At 70.1% G+C, this 16312-nt stretch carries 14 protein-coding genes; 8 read left to right on the top strand and 6 right to left on the bottom strand.

Features of this window, described 5'->3' with window-relative positions; genetic code table 11:
• The first annotated feature begins 13 nt into the window (after positions 1-13).
• A complete protein-coding gene (locus QE449_RS09135; RefSeq protein WP_056445605.1) occupies positions 14-745 on the top strand; it encodes a hypothetical protein in 732 nt (243 codons plus the stop codon).
• Entirely contained in the window at positions 742-1920 is a 1179-nt protein-coding gene (locus tag QE449_RS09130; RefSeq protein WP_056445607.1) for a glycosyltransferase family 2 protein, read from the top strand. Before QE449_RS09135 ends, QE449_RS09130 begins: the two co-directional genes overlap by 4 nt.
• Here QE449_RS09130 and QE449_RS09125 read toward each other — a convergent pair.
• The gene (locus tag QE449_RS09125; protein WP_081821267.1) at positions 1852-2898 is read right to left on the bottom strand and encodes a methylenetetrahydrofolate reductase; all 1047 of its coding nucleotides are present in this window, start codon (positions 2896-2898) and stop codon (positions 1852-1854) included. The two genes, QE449_RS09130 and QE449_RS09125, sit on opposite strands and share 69 nt — an antisense overlap.
• A gap of 222 nt (positions 2899-3120) precedes the next feature.
• Here QE449_RS09125 and QE449_RS09120 point away from each other — a divergent pair, with 222 nt between their 5' ends.
• The 4 genes from QE449_RS09120 to QE449_RS09105 all read left to right on the top strand — a co-directional run bounded on the left by QE449_RS09120 (position 3121) and on the right by QE449_RS09105 (position 8544).
• Positions 3121-4224, top strand: a complete 1104-nt coding sequence (locus QE449_RS09120) for a polyprenyl synthetase family protein (protein ID WP_197027790.1) — start codon at positions 3121-3123, stop codon at positions 4222-4224.
• Positions 4221-5789, top strand: a complete 1569-nt coding sequence (crtI, locus tag QE449_RS09115; RefSeq protein WP_307108681.1) for a phytoene desaturase family protein — start codon at positions 4221-4223, stop codon at positions 5787-5789. Before QE449_RS09120 ends, crtI begins: the two co-directional genes overlap by 4 nt.
• Positions 5790-5890: 101 nt before the next feature.
• Entirely contained in the window at positions 5891-7555 is a 1665-nt protein-coding gene (locus tag QE449_RS09110; protein ID WP_222630569.1) for an alpha-(1->6)-mannopyranosyltransferase A, read from the top strand.
• A complete protein-coding gene (locus QE449_RS09105; protein WP_285185473.1) occupies positions 7552-8544 on the top strand; it encodes a phytoene/squalene synthase family protein in 993 nt (330 codons plus the stop codon). The genes QE449_RS09110 and QE449_RS09105 overlap by 4 nt, the downstream gene beginning before the upstream one ends.
• A 12-nt stretch (positions 8545-8556) precedes the next feature.
• Here the strand turns inward: QE449_RS09105 and QE449_RS09100 are convergent, their stop codons facing one another.
• Positions 8557-8925, bottom strand: a complete 369-nt coding sequence (locus tag QE449_RS09100) for an Rv2175c family DNA-binding protein (RefSeq protein ID WP_027505833.1) — start codon at positions 8923-8925, stop codon at positions 8557-8559.
• Between the two features lie 161 nt (positions 8926-9086).
• On the opposite strand from QE449_RS09100, the gene pknB reads away from it, so the two are divergent.
• A complete protein-coding gene (gene pknB, locus QE449_RS09095) occupies positions 9087-11108 on the top strand; it encodes a Stk1 family PASTA domain-containing Ser/Thr kinase (protein WP_307108680.1) in 2022 nt (673 codons plus the stop codon).
• A 15-nt stretch (positions 11109-11123) separates the two neighbouring features.
• Here pknB and QE449_RS09090 read toward each other — a convergent pair whose 3' ends face one another.
• A complete protein-coding gene (locus QE449_RS09090; RefSeq protein WP_027505831.1) occupies positions 11124-12509 on the bottom strand; it encodes a class II 3-deoxy-7-phosphoheptulonate synthase in 1386 nt (461 codons plus the stop codon).
• Positions 12510-12555: 46 nt separating this feature from the next.
• Positions 12556-13065 carry a polyadenylate-specific 3'-exoribonuclease AS gene (locus QE449_RS09085; protein ID WP_027505830.1) on the bottom strand — a complete coding sequence of 170 codons (510 nt, stop codon included), beginning with the start codon at positions 13063-13065 and terminating at the stop codon, positions 12556-12558.
• Between the two features lie 39 nt (positions 13066-13104).
• On the opposite strand from QE449_RS09085, the gene QE449_RS09080 reads away from it, so the two are divergent.
• The gene (locus QE449_RS09080; RefSeq protein ID WP_307108679.1) at positions 13105-14382 is read left to right on the top strand and encodes a glycosyltransferase 87 family protein; all 1278 of its coding nucleotides are present in this window, start codon (positions 13105-13107) and stop codon (positions 14380-14382) included.
• 1 nt (position 14383) lies between these two features.
• Here QE449_RS09080 and QE449_RS09075 read toward each other — a convergent pair whose 3' ends face one another.
• Positions 14384-15121 carry a 1-acyl-sn-glycerol-3-phosphate acyltransferase gene (locus QE449_RS09075; protein ID WP_027505828.1) on the bottom strand — a complete coding sequence of 246 codons (738 nt, stop codon included), beginning with the start codon at positions 15119-15121 and terminating at the stop codon, positions 14384-14386.
• 190 nt (positions 15122-15311) lie between these two features.
• On the bottom strand, positions 15312-16295 hold the full coding sequence (locus QE449_RS09070) for an ROK family protein (protein WP_027505827.1): 984 nt from the start codon (positions 16293-16295) through the stop codon (positions 15312-15314).
• Positions 16296-16312: the final 17 nt, after the last annotated feature.

Raw genomic sequence — 16312 nt, 5'->3', positions numbered from 1 at the left:
GCGGCCTGGCACGATGACCGCTGTGCCCCACCCCGCTGCTCCTCGCACGTCGCCGCGCGTTTCCGTACCGCGCCGCGTGGTCTCCGTCCTCGTGCTCGCCCTGCTGACGGTTCCGCTGCTGGCCGGGTGCCTCCGGGCACAGGTGTCCATGGGCGTGTCCTCGAACGATCGGGTGTCCGGCCGCATCGTCGCCGCGACGGTGCCGACGGCCGAGGGTGACACCGGACCGGGCATGGAGGTCCCCGACAGCCTGGGCAGCAAGATCCGGGTGCAGCCGTACGACTCGGACGGGTACGTCGGCAGCGAGGCGCTGTTCAGCGACCTCACGTTCGGTGACGTGCAGCAGCTCGCGGCACTGTCCGACCAGTCGGTCGGCCTCTACCAGCTGTCCCTGGTCCGCGCGGGTGACCTCGTCACTCTCGCCGGCCAGGTCGATCTGAGCTCCGTACCCGCCGAGGGCAGCGACGTGCAGTTCACCATCGCCTTCCCCGCTCGTGTCACCACCACCAACGGCGCCCGCGAGGGCGACAACGTGGTGTCCTGGAAGCTCCCCGCCGGCGAGCGCAGCACCCTGCGCGCCGAGGTGCGCTACTCGGATCCGAACACGCGCAGCTTCGCCGGGTGGGCCGGCATCGTCTTCGGTGTCACCGTGGGTATCGCGGCCATCGTCGGCGGCATGGCCTACGTCGCCCGCGACGCTTCCGGCGGACGCCGACGCGATGCGGAGTCGGCCGGCCGCCGGTGACCGCCCGGCGCCGAGCCCGGAACGCGGTTCGAGTCGGCTCTCTCGCCTCGATCGCCACCGCGGGCATCGCCCTGATCAACGCAGCGACCGCACCCCGCGTGCTGCCCTCGTCCGCGGCGACGGTGCGGGCCGGTGAGCGCATCACGGTCTGCATTCCTGCCCGTGACGAGGCAGACCGTCTCCCCGACCTGCTGCGGGATCTGATGGCTCAGCGCTCCCGGTCCGCGATGACCGTGCTCGTGCTGGACGACGACTCGTCCGACGGGACCGCGGACGTCGCCCGGGCCGTCGTGGGTGACGATCCGCGTTTCCGGATCCTGGCGGGCCGCACGACCGAGCCGGCCGACGCGCCGGGAATGGGCAAGTCCCTCGCCTGCCTCGACCTCGGCCGCCGCGCGCTCGCGACCACCGATCCGACCCTCGTCGTCTTCCTCGACGCGGACGTGCGATTGCATCCTGATGCACTGGACGCCGCCGCGTCCGTTCTCCGCGAGCACGACGTGGCCATGCTCTGCCCGTGGCCCGCGGAGACGGCGGTGACGACGATCGAGCGGGTCGTCCAGCCTCTGCTGTCGTGGTCGTGGTCGGTGACCCTCCTCGTCCGGGCCGCCAATCGAGGCCGTCGGCCGTCGATGGGCGTGGCCAACGGGCAGTTCCTCGTGCTCGACGCACCGTCCTACCGCGTGGTCGGCGGACACGAGTGCACACGCTTCGCGGTGGCCGACGATCTGACGCTGGTGCGGCACGTCCGCTCCCGCGGTCTCCCGACGGCAGTGGCGTACGGCGGGCGCGTCGCGACGTGCCGCATGTACACCGACGCCGCGCAGGTGCGTGCCGGTCACGCGAAGTGGCTCTGGTCCCAGTTCGGCGGCGCTGCAGGCACTCTCGCCGTCTCGGCGATCGCCACAGCCGTATGGGTCCTGCCACCGATCGCGATGGCCGCACGCGGATCGACCCGCCGGTGGGGAGTCGCCGGGTACCTGGCGGGATGGGTGTCGCGCATCGCTGCGCGGCGCGCGGAGGGCAGCGACGACTCGCTGGCCCGCGACGTCGTCACCTCGGCGCTGCACCCACTGTCCATCGCGGCGGGCTCGGCGCTGCTGGCCTCATCGGACCGGGGACGCCGCCAGGGCACTCTCGTGTGGAAGTCGCGCGTTCTGGCCACCCGGCACTGATCCGGTACCGATCCCACCCGTGCCCTCCGGAACCGGGCGGGCGAGCCCGAGATTGCCGACGACCTCACTGGTGGCCTTCGCGAAGTTCAGCGTGATGAAGTGCAGGCCGGGGGCGCCCTCGGCGATCAGTCGCTCCCCCATCTCGGTGGCGATCTCGATGCCCACCGCGCGCACGGCGGCCCGGTTCTCGTCCGGGTCGGACCCGGCCGCGGCGGACAGGCGCTTCTCGACGGATGCGGGCAGCGCAGATCCCGACAGCTCCATCGCACGCTTGACGCTGCGCAGCGACGTGATGGGCATGATCTCGGGGATGATCGGCTTGGCGCCCTGCTCCGGATCGAACGCGGCGACACGGTCACGCAGGCGGAGATAGTCCTCGACGTCGAAGAACATCTGGGTGATCGAGTACTCGGCGCCCGCACGCAGTTTCGCGACCAGATGGCGGGTGTCGTGGTCGAGATCGGGCGCGCGGTGATGTCCCTCGGGGAACGACGCGACACCGACGTGGAAGTCGCCCAGCTCGCAGACCAACCGCACCAGTTCCTCCGCGTACTCGACGCCGTCCGGATGCTTCTCCCACGGACCCAGCGGATCGCCGGGAGGGTCGCCGCGCAACACGAGAATGTTGGAGATGCCGCGGTCCGCGTAGGCCCCGACCATCGCGCGCAGCTCGGTGCGGCTGTGCCCCACGGCCGTGAGGTGGGCCACGGGCAGCAGGTTGGTGACCTCCGCCAGCTCGCCGGTGACCCGCACCGTGCGATCACGCGTGGATCCGCCCGCCCCGTACGTCATGGACACGAAGGCGGGATGCATCTGCTCGAAGGTGCGCACGGCACGCCACAGGCGGTCCTCGGCGGCCTCGTCGCGAGGAGGCGAGAACTCGACGGAGAACGGAACACTCCCGTGCGCCGCGGAATTCAACCGGTCGATCACCGACGGAGTGCGGCTGACCCGCGCGCGGGAGGATTCGTCTGTCACGCCTCACAGCATAGATTCCCGCGCCGACCTGCTCGGGCCCCCAGGTCGTCCGCACCGGCGCCGTGTCCGAATACCCGGATAGAGTCGGGGGTGCCAGGACGCTGCGCCCGAGACCCGACCGCATGCCGACCGACTGCCTGCGGACACCGTCCGCCGCCCCGAACACCGGAGGAAACTCTGTCCGCCGCACCGCACAGCCCCGCCGCCCACCGACCGCTCGACGTGGAGTCCGCCGCGGACGACCGTGATCAGTGGCCGCTGGGGACGTTCGTCGATGCGGTCGAGACGTCCCTGCGCGATTTCGTCGCGACGCAACAGGCCACGGTCGACTCGGTCGGTCCCATCTACACCGACGCCGTGGCAGAGCTCACCTCCTTCGTCTTCCGCGGCGGCAAGCGGATCCGCCCCGCTTTCGCGTGGACGGGCTTCCTGGGTGCGGGCGGCGATCCGCACGCCGCCGAGGCCGACGCCGTCCTCGACGTGTGCTCCGCCCTCGAATTCGTTCAGGCGTGCGCGCTGGTGCACGACGACATCATCGACGCGTCCTCGACCCGTCGCGGATTCCCCACCGTCCACGTCACCTTCGCCGAACGGCACCGCGCGGCCGGGTGGCGCGGGAACTCGGACAAGTTCGGCGAGTCGGTCGCGATCCTGCTGGGCGACATCGCGCTCTGCTGGGCCGACGATCTCGTCCGCGCGGCGGCACTGGACTCCGCCACGTCGGCACGCCTCGCTCCGGTGTGGTCCGCGATGCGCACCGAGGTGCTCGGCGGACAGCTGCTCGACATCGCCGTGGAGGCCAGTGGAGACGATTCCGTCGAGGCCGCGCTCCAGATCGACCGCTACAAGACGGCGGCCTACACGGTGGAACGCCCTCTCCTCATCGGCGGCACGCTCGCCGGCGCCGGCCCCGACCTGCTGGAGGTCTACAGCACGTTCGGTGCGGACATCGGCATCGCCTTCCAGCTGCGGGACGACCTGCTGGGAGTGTTCGGGGATCCGTCCGTGACCGGCAAGCCGTCCGGCGACGATCTGCGTGAGGGCAAGCGGACGGTGCTCCTCGCCGCAGCCCTGGACGCGGCGGACGAACGCGATCCCGCCACCGCGGCTGCTCTGCGCGCGGGAATCGGCACGGACCTCTCCGAGGCTGCCGTCGACGACCTGCGTGCGCACATGATCGATCTCGGTGCCGTCGACGACGTCGAGCGCCGCATCACCACACTGACCGACAGCGCCCTGGCGGCGCTGAACGCGTCCGATGTCACCGAGGACGCCAAGAGGCGGCTCACGGCCATGGCCTACACCGCCACCAGGAGAACCTCATGACGCATGCCACCGTGTCCGGACCCACCGATCACGTGATCGTCGTGGGCGCCGGTCTGTCCGGCCTCGCCGCGGCGCTCCACCTCCGCGGCACCGGTCGCGAGGTCACCGTGATCGAGAGGTCCGACACCGTCGGCGGCCGGGTGGGTTCCGTCGCGGCGCCGGGCTACCGCATCGACACGGGCGCGAGCGTTCTCACGATGCCCGACCTGATCGATCAGGCGCTCGCCGCGGTGGGTGCGACCCGCGAGTCCACCACGCCTCCCCTGCGTCTGACACCGTTGCATCCGGCGTACCACACCCGTTTCGCCGACGGCACCACCATCGACGTCCACTCCGATCCCGAGCGGATGATCGCGGAGGTCGGCGAGAAGTGCGGGCCGGACGAGGCTCGGCGCTACCGCACGCTCCGCGCGTGGATCGGATCGATGTTCGACGCGGAGTTCGACCGCTACATCGACGACAACTTCGACTCACCGCTCGACCTCGTGGGCGAGCGCAGGGCGCGAGCGAACACGCTGACCCTGCTGCGTCTCGGGGGGTTCGGAAAACTCGGAAAGCGGATCGACAAGCTCATCGACGACCCGCGACTGCGCCGCATCTTCACCTTCCAGGCTCTCTACGCCGGTGTCGCGCCCGCCAAAGCTCTCGGGGTCTACTCCGCGATCTCGCACATGGACACGTCGTTGGGTGTGTCGTTCCCGGACGGCGGAATGCAGTCGATCGCGAACGCGATGGCCGATGCGTTCGTGAGTGCGGGCGGCACGCTGCTGCTCTCCACCGGCGTGGCCGCCATCGAGAAGGGCGGGACCCGCGCTCGCGCGGTGGTGACCGAGAACGGCGAGCGGCACACGTGCGACTCCCTGATCCTCACGCCGGATCTCCTGGTGACGAATCGCCTTCTCGCCACCGCCGGCATCACCGTGCGCCGCAAGATCCGGGCGTCACCGTCCTGTGTCGTGGTGCACGGCCGCGTGCCGGTGGACGTCACCGCGCGGTGGTCGTCCCGCTCGCACCACGTCATCGACTTCGGGCACAACTGGAACGAGACGTTCGAGGAGCTCACCGCCTCGCGCGGGCGCGGCACACTCATGTCGGACCCGTCGTTGCTCATCACCCGGACCTCGCTGACCGATCCGGCTCTGCGCGTCACGCACGACGGCGTCGAGCAGGAGCCCATCTCGATCCTCGCGCCCTGCCCCAATCTCGACAGCGCGCCGTTGGACTGGTCCGCCATCACCGACCCCTACGTGCGGGAGATCCTGCTCGAGATGGATCGCCGCGGTTACACCGGCGTGTCCGAGCACCTCGAGATCGACCACATCGACACGCCGGCCACCTGGCTCGCGCAGGGGATGGTCGCGGGAACCCCGTTCTCGGCGTCGCACATCTTCCGCCAGACCGGCCCGTTCCGGCGCCGCAACCTGGTCAAGGGCATCGACAACGTCGTCCTCGCCGGGTGTGGGACCACCCCCGGAGTGGGTGTGCCGACGGTGTTGATCTCGGGTCGACTGGCCGCCGAACGCATCGATCCGTCCGTGCGTCGCTCGGCCCGTGTGGCCGTCTGACGGCGGGCCGGTTCGTCTTCCGGTCCGGAGCCTCTAAACTCACGTGAGTTCAGCCCGGCTTCCGCACGGTCGCCGGCATGTCGCGTCTTCCGGGGAGGAACATGACGACGTCCTCCCCACTCCGGGCCGCGGACGCCACCGACGAGTCGTCGTGGCGATCGACACGACGGTTCTTCGGGGGACGCGCCGGCCGCGCCACGTTGGTGGGTCTGGCCGGGTCCGCGCTCATCACTTTCGGCGGTTTCGGCTCGGGTGCCGTGCGCCGTCGTGACCCGCTGCTCGAGGCGATGCACCTGTCCTGGCTCCGCTTCGGGCACGGACTCGTGTTGTCGACCGTCATGGTGTGGATCGGCGTGCTGCTCATGATCGCCGCGTGGGTCCGTCTCGGACGCGCCACTCTCGGTCACCGGACCACGGTGCGGCAGCTGCGCTGGGTGGTGCCGCTCTGGATCGCGCCGCTCCTGCTCGCGGTCCCGATGTTCAGCCGCGACGCGTACTCCTACCTCGCACAGGGCGCCCTCCTCCGGGACGGGTTCGACCCGTACGCCGTCGGTCCCGTCGCCAATCCCGGTGTGCTGCTGGACAACGTGAGCAACGTCTGGACCACCACCACCGCGCCCTACGGCCCGCTGTTCCTCCTGCTGGGCGAGGGCATCACCTCGCTCACGGGCGACAACGTGATCGCCGGGACGATGCTCCTGCGCCTGACCATGCTGCCGGGGCTCGCCCTCACCATGTGGGCGGTCCCCCGCATCGCCCGACACTTCGGCGCGGATCCTGCCGTGGCCCTGTGGCTCGCCGTGCTCAATCCCCTGGTCCTGATCCACCTGATCGGCGGCGTCCACAACGAGATGCTCATGGTCGGTCTCATGACGGCCGGCATCGCCGCCGTCCTCGACCGGCACCACGTCGCCGGGATGGGGCTCGTCGCGGTCGCCGTGGCGATCAAGGCCACCGCGGGCATCGCGCTGCCCTTCCTGGTGTGGATCTGGATGCTCCACGAGCGCGACCGGCTCCGCACCGAGAACGAGGCGCGGGCCGAGCGTGGTGACCCGCCGCGACGCCAGCACGTCCTGCTGGTGTTCGCGAAGACCGCAGGTATCGGTTTCGCCGTGTTCGTCGCGGTGTTCGTCGTCGCGTCCCTGGTGGCCGGCGTCGGCATCGGCTGGCTGACGGCGCTCTCGGGCTCGGCCAAGATCATCAACTGGCTCTCGCTGCCGACCATCCTCGCCCACCTGGTCACGGTCTTCACCGGGTGGTTCACGGGCGCTCGGCTCGGCCCCGTGCTCGAGGTGACCAGGATGCTGTGCGCGGTGGCTCTGGCCGCGATCCTGGCCACGGCGTGGTGGCGATCTCGCCACTCGGAGCGCGGCGCACTGCTGGGCATCCTCGTGTCGCTGGTGGCCATCGTGATCCTGTCCCCGGCCGCTCTCCCCTGGTACTACTCGTGGCCTCTCGCCGTCGCCGCGGGTCTCACCATGTCGGCGACCACTCTGACCGTGCTGGTCGGCCTGTCCGCCTGGCTCATGTTGGTGTTCCAGCCGGACGGGTCCATCGGTCTCTACACGTTCCCGCACGTCGTGCTGGCGACGTTCGCCGCAGTGGTCGCCGCGCTGTCGCTCCGGACGGTCGATCCCCTCCGCCTGCGGGCCGTCACACACCCGGAGCACGAGAACACGTTCGTCCCGGCCCCGCGCGTCCGCGCCGAGACCGCCCGCCCGGACCAGCCCCGTCCGGACCAGCCCAGCCAGGAGTTGACCGAGTGACCGATCTTCCCGAGGCCTACGCGCTGTGCCGGGACGTGGCAGCCGAACACGGTAAGACGTACTTCCTCGCCACCCGCCTGCTGCCGACCGACCGTCGGCCCGCGGTGCACGCGCTGTACGCGTTCGCACGCATGGTCGACGACATCATCGACGTCGACATGATCGCCGAACGCGGCGACGACACGGCGGTCGCACTCGACCTGGCGCTGCTCACCCGCATCGAGGAGCGACTGAACGAGGGTCTCGCCTCGACCATCGCCCCGCCGACGTCGGTCCCGCCCGGACCCGACCGGCGCAACGAGCTGATCCTGGCGGCCCTGTTCGACACCGCACGTCGCTACGACATCCCGTCCGAGTACTTCACAGCCTTCATGACGTCGATGCTCATGGACGTACCGCACTCGGCGATCTACAAGGATCGCTACGCCACCATGGACGAGTTGTCGACGTACATGTACGGCTCCGCCGCCGTGATCGGGCTGCAGATGCTCCCCGTCCTCGGCACCGTGTGTCCGGTCGAGGAGGCCCGCCCGACGGCGTCCGCTCTCGGCGAGGCCTTCCAGGTCACGAACTTCGTTCGCGACGCGGGCGAGGATCTCGCGCGCGACCGCATCTATCTGCCCGGCGACGTGCTCACCGCCTACGGCGTCGACGAGGACCTGCTGTGGTGGTGCCGCCGCACGGACTCCGTCGACCCGAGGGTCCGCCGCGCTCTGGCCGACATCATCGCCACCACCCGCGCGCTCTACCGCACCGCCGAGCCCGGCATCGCCCTGCTGGAACCGCGGGCGCGCGAGGGCATCCGGGTCGCGTTCGCGCTGTACCAGGACATCCTCGAGGCCGTGGAGAACGACGGTTACCGGTCGTTGTCCGTCCGCTCTCGCGTGGGCACTCCTCGGCGCGCTCGTGTCGCCGCGACCGCGGCCGGTCGGGGTCTTCTCGTCAGAGCCGGAGAACGGCTCCCGCGGCCAGGGTCACGCGCCGCCTGATCCGATCGAACGCTAGAAGGCCATGGCCTGGGCGCGGCGGATGATCTCGCGGGCGTGGTCGCCGCGCAGCACGTCGGCCGGCATGCCCGGCAGACTGTCGTCCGGGGTGAAGAGCCACCGCAGAATCGACGGGTGGTTGTAGCCGCCGTCGAGCAGAACCGCGATCGCACCGGCGAGGTACTTGATCGGCTCGCCGTCCTCGCCGACGAACTTCGCGGGGATCGAGACCACTCGATCGCGGCGCACCGCGATCAGCTTGTGCTCACGCACCATCTGGTAGAGCTTCGTCACGGGGACGCCCATGATCTCGGCGGCGTCGGGAATCGCGATCACGGCCTCGTCGGCAGGCAGGACGTCGTCGCAGTAGGGAATGGCACTCACGCGGTCAAAGGTAGTCACGGCCCGCCGCCAGGACAATTCGCCGACGCCCGCCTCCCGCGCCGTGTTCCCGCACACGTGACTGCTACCTCATCCGTCACACTGGCTACCATCGGATGATCGGCATCGATCGATGCGAGAACACGACAGGAGAGTGGACGCAGGTGACAACGTCAGGTCCGTCGCTGCTCGGCGCGCTGCTGGACCGTCGTTACCGCGTCGACGCGCCGATCGCCCGCGGCGGTATGTCCACGGTCTACCGGGGTCTGGACCTGCGTCTGGACCGGCCCGTGGCCATCAAGATCATGGATCCCCAGTTCGCCGCCGACCCCGAGTTCGTGCGTCGCTTCGAGTTCGAGGCGCGCGCTGTCGCCCGGCTCAGCCACCCGGGTCTGGTCGCCGTCCACGATCACGGTCGCGACGGTCAGCACGCCTTCCTGGTCATGGAACTGGTCGAGGGCGGCACTCTGCGCGAGTTGCTCCGCGAACGCGGTCCCATGCCCCCGCACGCCGTCGCCGCCGTTCTCCAACCCGTACTCGACGGACTCGCGGTCGCGCACCGCGGTGGCCTCGTGCACCGCGACGTCAAACCGGAGAACGTGCTGATCTCCGACGCGGGCGAGGTCAAGATCGCCGACTTCGGTCTGGTGCGCGCCGTGGCCGCGTCGACGACGACGTCCAACAGCGTCATCCTCGGCACTGCCGCCTACCTCTCCCCCGAGCAGGTGACCACCGGATCGGCCGACGCGCGCAGCGACGTGTACTCGGCGGGCATCCTGCTCTTCGAACTGCTGACCGGACGCACGCCGTTCCAGGGAGACACCTCTCTCTCGATCGCGTACCAGCGCATCGAGAACGACGTTCCGCCGCCGAGCTCGGTGATCGCAGGGGTGCCGCCCCACTTCGACGCGCTGGTGCGCGACGCGACGGCGCGGCGGCCCGAGGAGCGGTTCCGCGACGCCGGCACGATGGGCGACGCGGTGCGCTCGGTCACCAGGACCCTCGCTCTGCCCCACTACCGGGTGCCGTCCCCGTCACGGTCGGCCGAGCATCTGAGCGCCGAGACGCTGAACGCTCCGCGCCCCTACGCTCCGCAGGCTCCGCGTACTCCGGAGACGGAGATCGTGTCGGTCCCCGCGGACGACTTCTCCACCACCTCCGACCGCGGGCAGCCGTCCACCGGCGGCGTTCAGCACACGCGGATGGTGACCACCGCGACTCCCCGCGGCGCCGACGAACCGCGGTCCACCGCCGCCGAGCCGGTGGACCGGAAAGCCTTCGCGTTCCCGGACTTCGACGCGGACAAGCGCAGGTCGCGTCGAGTCGCACTCACGTGGCTCGCGATCGTCGTGATCGTGGCGGTCCTGCTCGGCACCGTCGGCTGGTGGGCCGGGTCCGGCCGCTTCACCGCGGTGCCGGCCATCGACGGGCTCGACCGATCCACCGCCGTCTCCGCCATCGAGGCGGCCGATCTCTCGGCGACCGTCGAGGGCCGCTACACCGACAGCGATCCCGTGGACCGATTACTCGGAACCGATCCTCCCGCAGGGTCACGGATCGCCCGGGGCGAGACCGTGACCCTTCTCGTTTCTCAGGGCAGGCCCACCGTTCCGGCCCTCGGGAACGCGGACTCGACCACGGTGGAGGCGGCACTGCGGGAGCGGACGTTCGTCCCCGTGGACGGCGGTGACGCCTTCAGCAGCGCCGCACCCGTCGGTGCGGTCGCCGCACTCGACCCCGCGCCCGGGACGGTCCTGCCGGTGGGCAGCGAGGTCCGGGTGGTGACCAGCAAGGGCGCTCCCCCCGTCGACGTTCCCGACGTCCGGGGCGAGACGGAGCAGCAGGCGCGCGCAGAACTCGATCGGGTCGGCATCACCGTGGCGACGGTGGACTCCGTCTTCGACGAGGACGTCGACGGTGGCCGTGTCATCGGGACCGACCCGGCGAGCGGCACGTCCGTGACCGCGGGATCGACCGTCACGCTGCGGGTGTCGACGGCCGTGGAGGTACCCTCGATGCTCGGACGTACCGTCGGCTCGGCGCGGTCGGAACTCGAACGCCTGGGGCTCACCGTGGTGGTGCGCCAGGTCGCGCAGACGGATCGCTCGCTCGTCATCGCCCAGTCGCCCGGTCAGGGCGACCGAGTGCAGAAGGGCAGCACGGTCACTCTGACCGCGCTGCCCTGAGTTCTGCTCCGGCGATCAGCCGCGCAGCATCTCCGCGACGAGGAAGGCCAGCTCGAGGGACTGCTGCGTGTTCAGTCGCGGGTCGCAGGCCGTCTCGTACCGTCCGGACAGATCGAGGTCCGAGATGTCCTGGGCGCCGCCGAGGCACTCGGTGACGTTCTCACCGGTGAGCTCGACGTGGATGCCACCCGGGTGCGTCCCGAGCTCGTTGTGCACCTCGAAGAAGCCCTGGACCTCGTCGACGATGCGGTCGAAGTGGCGCGTCTTGTAGCCGGTGGACGCCTCGTGCGTGTTGCCGTGCATGGGGTCGCACTGCCAGATGACCTGGTGACCGGTGGCCTGCACCTTCTCGATGATGGGCGGCAGCAGGTCCCGAACCTTGCCGTTGCCCATGCGCGAGATCAGCGTCAACCGGCCGGGCTTGTTGGTCGGGTCGAGCCGCTCGACGTACTCGACGGCCATCTCGGGCGTCGTGCTGGGACCGATCTTCAGTCCGATGGGGTTGGAGACCAGCTCGGCGAACGCGATGTGCGCGCCGTCCAGCTGCCGCGTGCGGTCGCCGATCCACAGGAAGTGTGCCGACAGGTCGTAGAGCTTGGCGTGCTCGTCGTCGTTGTCCAGACGCAGCATCGCGCGCTCGTAATCGAGCACGAGCGCCTCGTGAGAGGCGTAGATGGTGGCCTGGTGCAGGTTCGGATCCGTGACGCCGCACGCGTCCATGAACTTGAGACCGTTGTCGATCTCGGAGGCGAGCTGCTCGTACCGGGCACCGGCCGGCGAGTTCTGCACGAACTCGCGGTTCCAGTCGTGCACCTTGTGCAGGTCGGCCATGCCGGCGCCGGTGAGCGCGCGCACCAGGTTCATCGCGGCGCTGGCGTTGGCGTAGGCGCGGACCAGGCGCGACGGGTCGTGCTGGCGGACGGCGTCGTCGGCCACGAGGGAGTTGACCATGTCGCCGCGGTAGGACTTCAGGCCCAGGGCGTCCACGTCGGAAGAGCGGGGCTTGGCGTACTGGCCGGCGATGCGCGCGACCTTCACCACGGGCATCGACGCGCCGTAGGTGAGCACGACGGCCATCTGCAGCAGCGTGCGGATGTTGCCCTTGATGTGGGGCTCGGTGTTGTCGACGAAGGTCTCGGCGCAGTCACCGCCCTGCAGCAGGAACGCCTCGCCGCGGGCGACGGACGCGAGCTTCTCCGACAGCGCCTCGACCTCGCTGGCGACCGTGATGGGCGGCACGCTCTCGAGGACCTTGCGCATGGCCTCCGCCTGATCGGCGGGCCAGCTGGGCTGCTGCGCCGCCGGCTTGGCCAGCGCCACGTCGAGTTGCTCGCGCATCGACTCGGGCAGCGGGGGAAGCTCGGGCAAGCGTTCGATCGGAACGTCGACAGTCCAGTTCACGCGTACAGAGTAGTCGCCCGCTCCGACGGCCGGGACCAGCGGTGTGTCACTCCCGACCGGACCACGCTCTCGCGGCCTCGACGGCCCGGAACTTCGCGAGATTGTGCCGGGCATCGGCGAGCGCGTCGTGCGAGTCGTCCGGCACCGGCGGCAGCGCGGGCGACCCGTGCTCCTCCCAGTACTGCTTCAACTCCCGCGTGTACCGCGGCATGATCCGCGGGAGCGCCGTCATCGAACCCCACAGCTGGCACAGCGCGACGTGGTCGTACGCCGCCACCCAGGCCCACATCTCGACGGTCGGTCCGACGGTGCCGTGCGGCGCCGACACGAACTCGAGGATGTCGTCGCGGATGCGGCTGCGCGAGCGCCAGAGCGGCGACGAGAACGGCGGGAGCTTCGGCAGGACGTTGCGGCGGACCCAGGTGCCCGCGCGCTCGGGATCGAACTCCGTGGACACGGCGTAATATTCACGCCCGTCCTCCGCCACGATCCCGATGGACACCAGATCGATCGTGCGGCCGTCCTCGATGAACTCGCAGTCGTAGAAATAACGCACGTCTGCGAGCCTAGGTCACCGAAAGGATCCACCCCGACCATGACGTGGACTCTGCCGTCCGCCCCTCCCTACACCGGGCCGGGGGCGTCGCTGCCCCGACCGGTCGCCGTGATCGCGAAGGTCGCGGTGTGCGTCGGGCTCGTGGCGGGCATCGCGTTCAACGTGGTCGGTCTGCCCCCGCTGCGGGAGTGGGGTGCGATCTACCGGCTCGACCTCGACGTGTACCGCATCGGTGGCCGGGCTCTGCTCGCCGGCGTGAATCTCTACGGAGTCCTGCCGCGCACCTCGGTGAACATCCCGCTGCCGTTCACCTATCCCCCGATGGCCGCGGTGTCCTTCGCGCCGATGGCGGTCCTCCCGCTGCCGGCGGCCTCCTTGATCATGACGGCGATGACGATGATCCTGCTCGCCGTCACGGTGGCGGTGTGCCTGCGCTCTCTGGTGCACCTGTCGGCCGGGACGACGGCGTGGGTCACGGGCGGCATCACCGCGATGGCGTTCGCGCTCGAACCGGTGTGGTCCACCCTCGACTACGGGCAGATCAACGTCGTGTTGATGTGCCTCGTCGTCCTCGACGTCCTGCTGAAGCGCACCCCGTGGCCGCGCGGTCTGCTCATCGGCTTCGTCACGGCCATCAAGCTCACGCCGGCGGTGTTCGTCCTCTACTTCCTGCTGCGCAGGCAGTACCGGGCGGCCGTGGTCACCGGCCTGTCGTTCCTCGGGTTCACGGCACTCGGATTCGTCGCGACGTTCCGCGACTCGGTGCAGTACTGGACCGAGGTGCTGCTCGACTCCGACCGCATCGGCGGGCCGGGGTACATCTCGAACCAGTCCCTCACCGGGATGCTCGCGCGGCTGGGTCTCGCGGACGGCCCGCGGACGATCGTCTGGATAGTGTGCAGCGCCGTCGTGGGGCTGGTGGCCCTCGTCGCGATGCGACGCGCTCTGGCGGCACACGAGTACCTGCTGGCCCTGTGCGTCAATGCCGCTCTGGGCCTGCTGGTCTCACCGGTGTCGTGGTCGCATCACTGGGTGTGGACGGTGCCGATGCTGATGGTCCTGGTGCACGTCGGCGTGACGCGGCGCGCCCCCGCACTGGTGGCCCTCGCCGTGATCGGCGCAGTGCTGCTGCACTATCCGTCGCACTGGCGCCTCGCGCCCGGACGATGGAACGGCCTGGGCTGGCCCCTGTGGGACCAGATCCAGGCCTCGTCCTACGTGTGGTGGGGACTGGTGTTCGTGATCGCGGTGGCGGCGGTGCCGCTGCGCGATCGACGCAGTCCCGAACGCCCGGGGGTGACCGCCGAGGCGGTCTGACTCAGCCCGCGCGGGTGTCGGGGATGCGCGCGGCCTCGGTCGACGGAGCCGGATCCACCACGGGGGCGGGCGTCTTCTTCATGCTCGCCGCGTACACGTCGACGTACTGCTGACCACTCAGCTTCATGAGCTCGTACATCACCTCGTCGGTGACGGCGCGCTCGACGAACCGGTTGCCGGCCATGCCCTCGTACCGCGAGAAGTCCAGTGGCTTACCGAACTTCACGCCGAGCTTGGTGGGGCGCGGAATCCGCGAGCCGATGGGATTCATCTTCGCGGTGCCGATCATCGCGACCGGAATCACCGGGACGCCGCTCTCGAGAGCCAGACGCGCCATACCCGTCTTGCCCTTGTAGAGCCGATCGTCCGGCGAGCGCGTGCCCTCCGGGTAGATACCCAGCACCTTGTTCTTCGCCAGCACGCGCAGTCCCGCGTCGAGCGCGTCCTGCGCGGCGGAGGCACCGGTGCGATCGATCGGGACCTGTCCCGCCGACGAGAAGAACCACTTCTGGAAGCGGCCCTTGAGGCCCTTGCCGGTGAAGTACTCGCTCTTCGCGAGGAACGTGATGCGACGCGGCACGACCAGGCACGCGTAGAACGAATCGAACACCGCCTGGTGGTTGCTGGCGAGAATCACCGGCCCGTCGTCGGGGATGTTCTCCAGGCCCTCCACGCGAGGACGGCCCATCACCTGCAACACCGGCCCGAGAAGGACGTACTTGAATATCCAGTACCACATGCCCGACATGCCTTTCTCGAAGTACCCGCGACCCGCACCGCGATGCCCGCGGCCCGCTCGGACATCTCGTGGGCGTAACTGTACCGGGGCTTTATGACACCAGCCACAGTTCGAGCGTCAGCTCGGACACATCTCACACCGCTGTCATCACCCGGCCATCGGCCGGACACGAATCCCTCCGCCGAGGCGGTCAGGCGCGTGCCGCGCCCACCTCGACGCGCGCCAGCTCGGCCGCGCCGATCATGCCCGCGGCCTCCCCCAACTGGGTTCCGCGTATCCGGGCGAGGGGCCGGTGGCCGGCGCCCGTGATCTGCGCGGCGTAGTGCTCACGGGCGGTGTCCAGGAACAGCGCGGACGACGTGGCGACGCCGCCGGCGATGACCATGCGGTCGGGGTCGTAGACGTCCGACACCAGCGCCAGACCGATGCCGAGCCACCGTGCGAACTCGGACATCGTCTCGATGGCCACCAGGTCACCGTCCTGCGCGGCGTTGGCGATGCGTCGACCGGTGAGGGATCCGGGATCGAGGAAGGCCTCACGCGCGAGCACCGTCGATCCCCGCGGGTTGGCGGCGAGGAGCTCGATCGCCGTGTCCACCAACGCGGTCCCGCTGCAGTAGCGCTCCCAGCAGCCGCGCTTGCCGCACGCGCACTGACGCCCGTCGGGAACCACCTGCAGGTGGCCGAGTTCCGGCGCGATGCCGTAGCTGCCGCGGTAGAGCTTGCCGTCGATGAGGAGTGCGGCGCCGATGCCGGTGCCGATCGCGATCATGACGACGTTCCCACCGCCCGCGGCCGCACCGAAGCGGTGTTCCGCCCACGCGGCGGCGTTGGCGTCGTGCTCGAGGATGACCGGGATGCCGAGGCGTTCCGTCATCTCCCGCGCGACCGGGCGGTTCACCCACGGCAGGTGGGGGGCGAAGCGCACGACGGTGCGGTCGGAGTTGATGAACCCGGCGACGGCGAGACCGACGGCCGCGATGTCGTGGCGGCTCGCGAGTTCGCGCACGGCCCGGTCGATGCCGTTCTCGAGTGCGCGGGAGGACTGCGGCGTGGGCGCCTGGGTGGAGTCGAGCACCTGACCGTCGACGTCGACCACCGACGCGCGGATGCTGGTGCCGCCCACGTCGATGCCGATGGTCAGAGGCCGGCTGGACCGGGACTGGGCGCTCACGTCTGCGGCATCCTCAC

The sequence above is a fragment of the Rhodococcus sp. SORGH_AS_0303 genome, from assembly GCF_030819335.1.
GTDB lineage: Bacteria > Actinomycetota > Actinomycetes > Mycobacteriales > Mycobacteriaceae > Rhodococcoides.
The sequence above is the reverse complement of the archived record's forward strand: the minus strand, read 5'-3'. Positions and strand labels throughout refer to the sequence as shown.

Coding starts and splice junctions, on each gene's coding strand:
- QE449_RS09135 (WP_056445605.1), top strand. CDS start 14: ATGACCGCTGTGCCCCACCCCGCTGCTCCTCGCACGTCGCCGCGCGTT.
- crtI (WP_307108681.1), top strand. CDS start 4,221: ATGACGCATGCCACCGTGTCCGGACCCACCGATCACGTGATCGTCGTG.
- QE449_RS09110 (WP_222630569.1), top strand. CDS start 5,891: ATGACGACGTCCTCCCCACTCCGGGCCGCGGACGCCACCGACGAGTCG.
- QE449_RS09080 (WP_307108679.1), top strand. CDS start 13,105: ATGACGTGGACTCTGCCGTCCGCCCCTCCCTACACCGGGCCGGGGGCG.
- QE449_RS09075 (WP_027505828.1), bottom strand. CDS start 15,121: ATGTGGTACTGGATATTCAAGTACGTCCTTCTCGGGCCGGTGTTGCAG.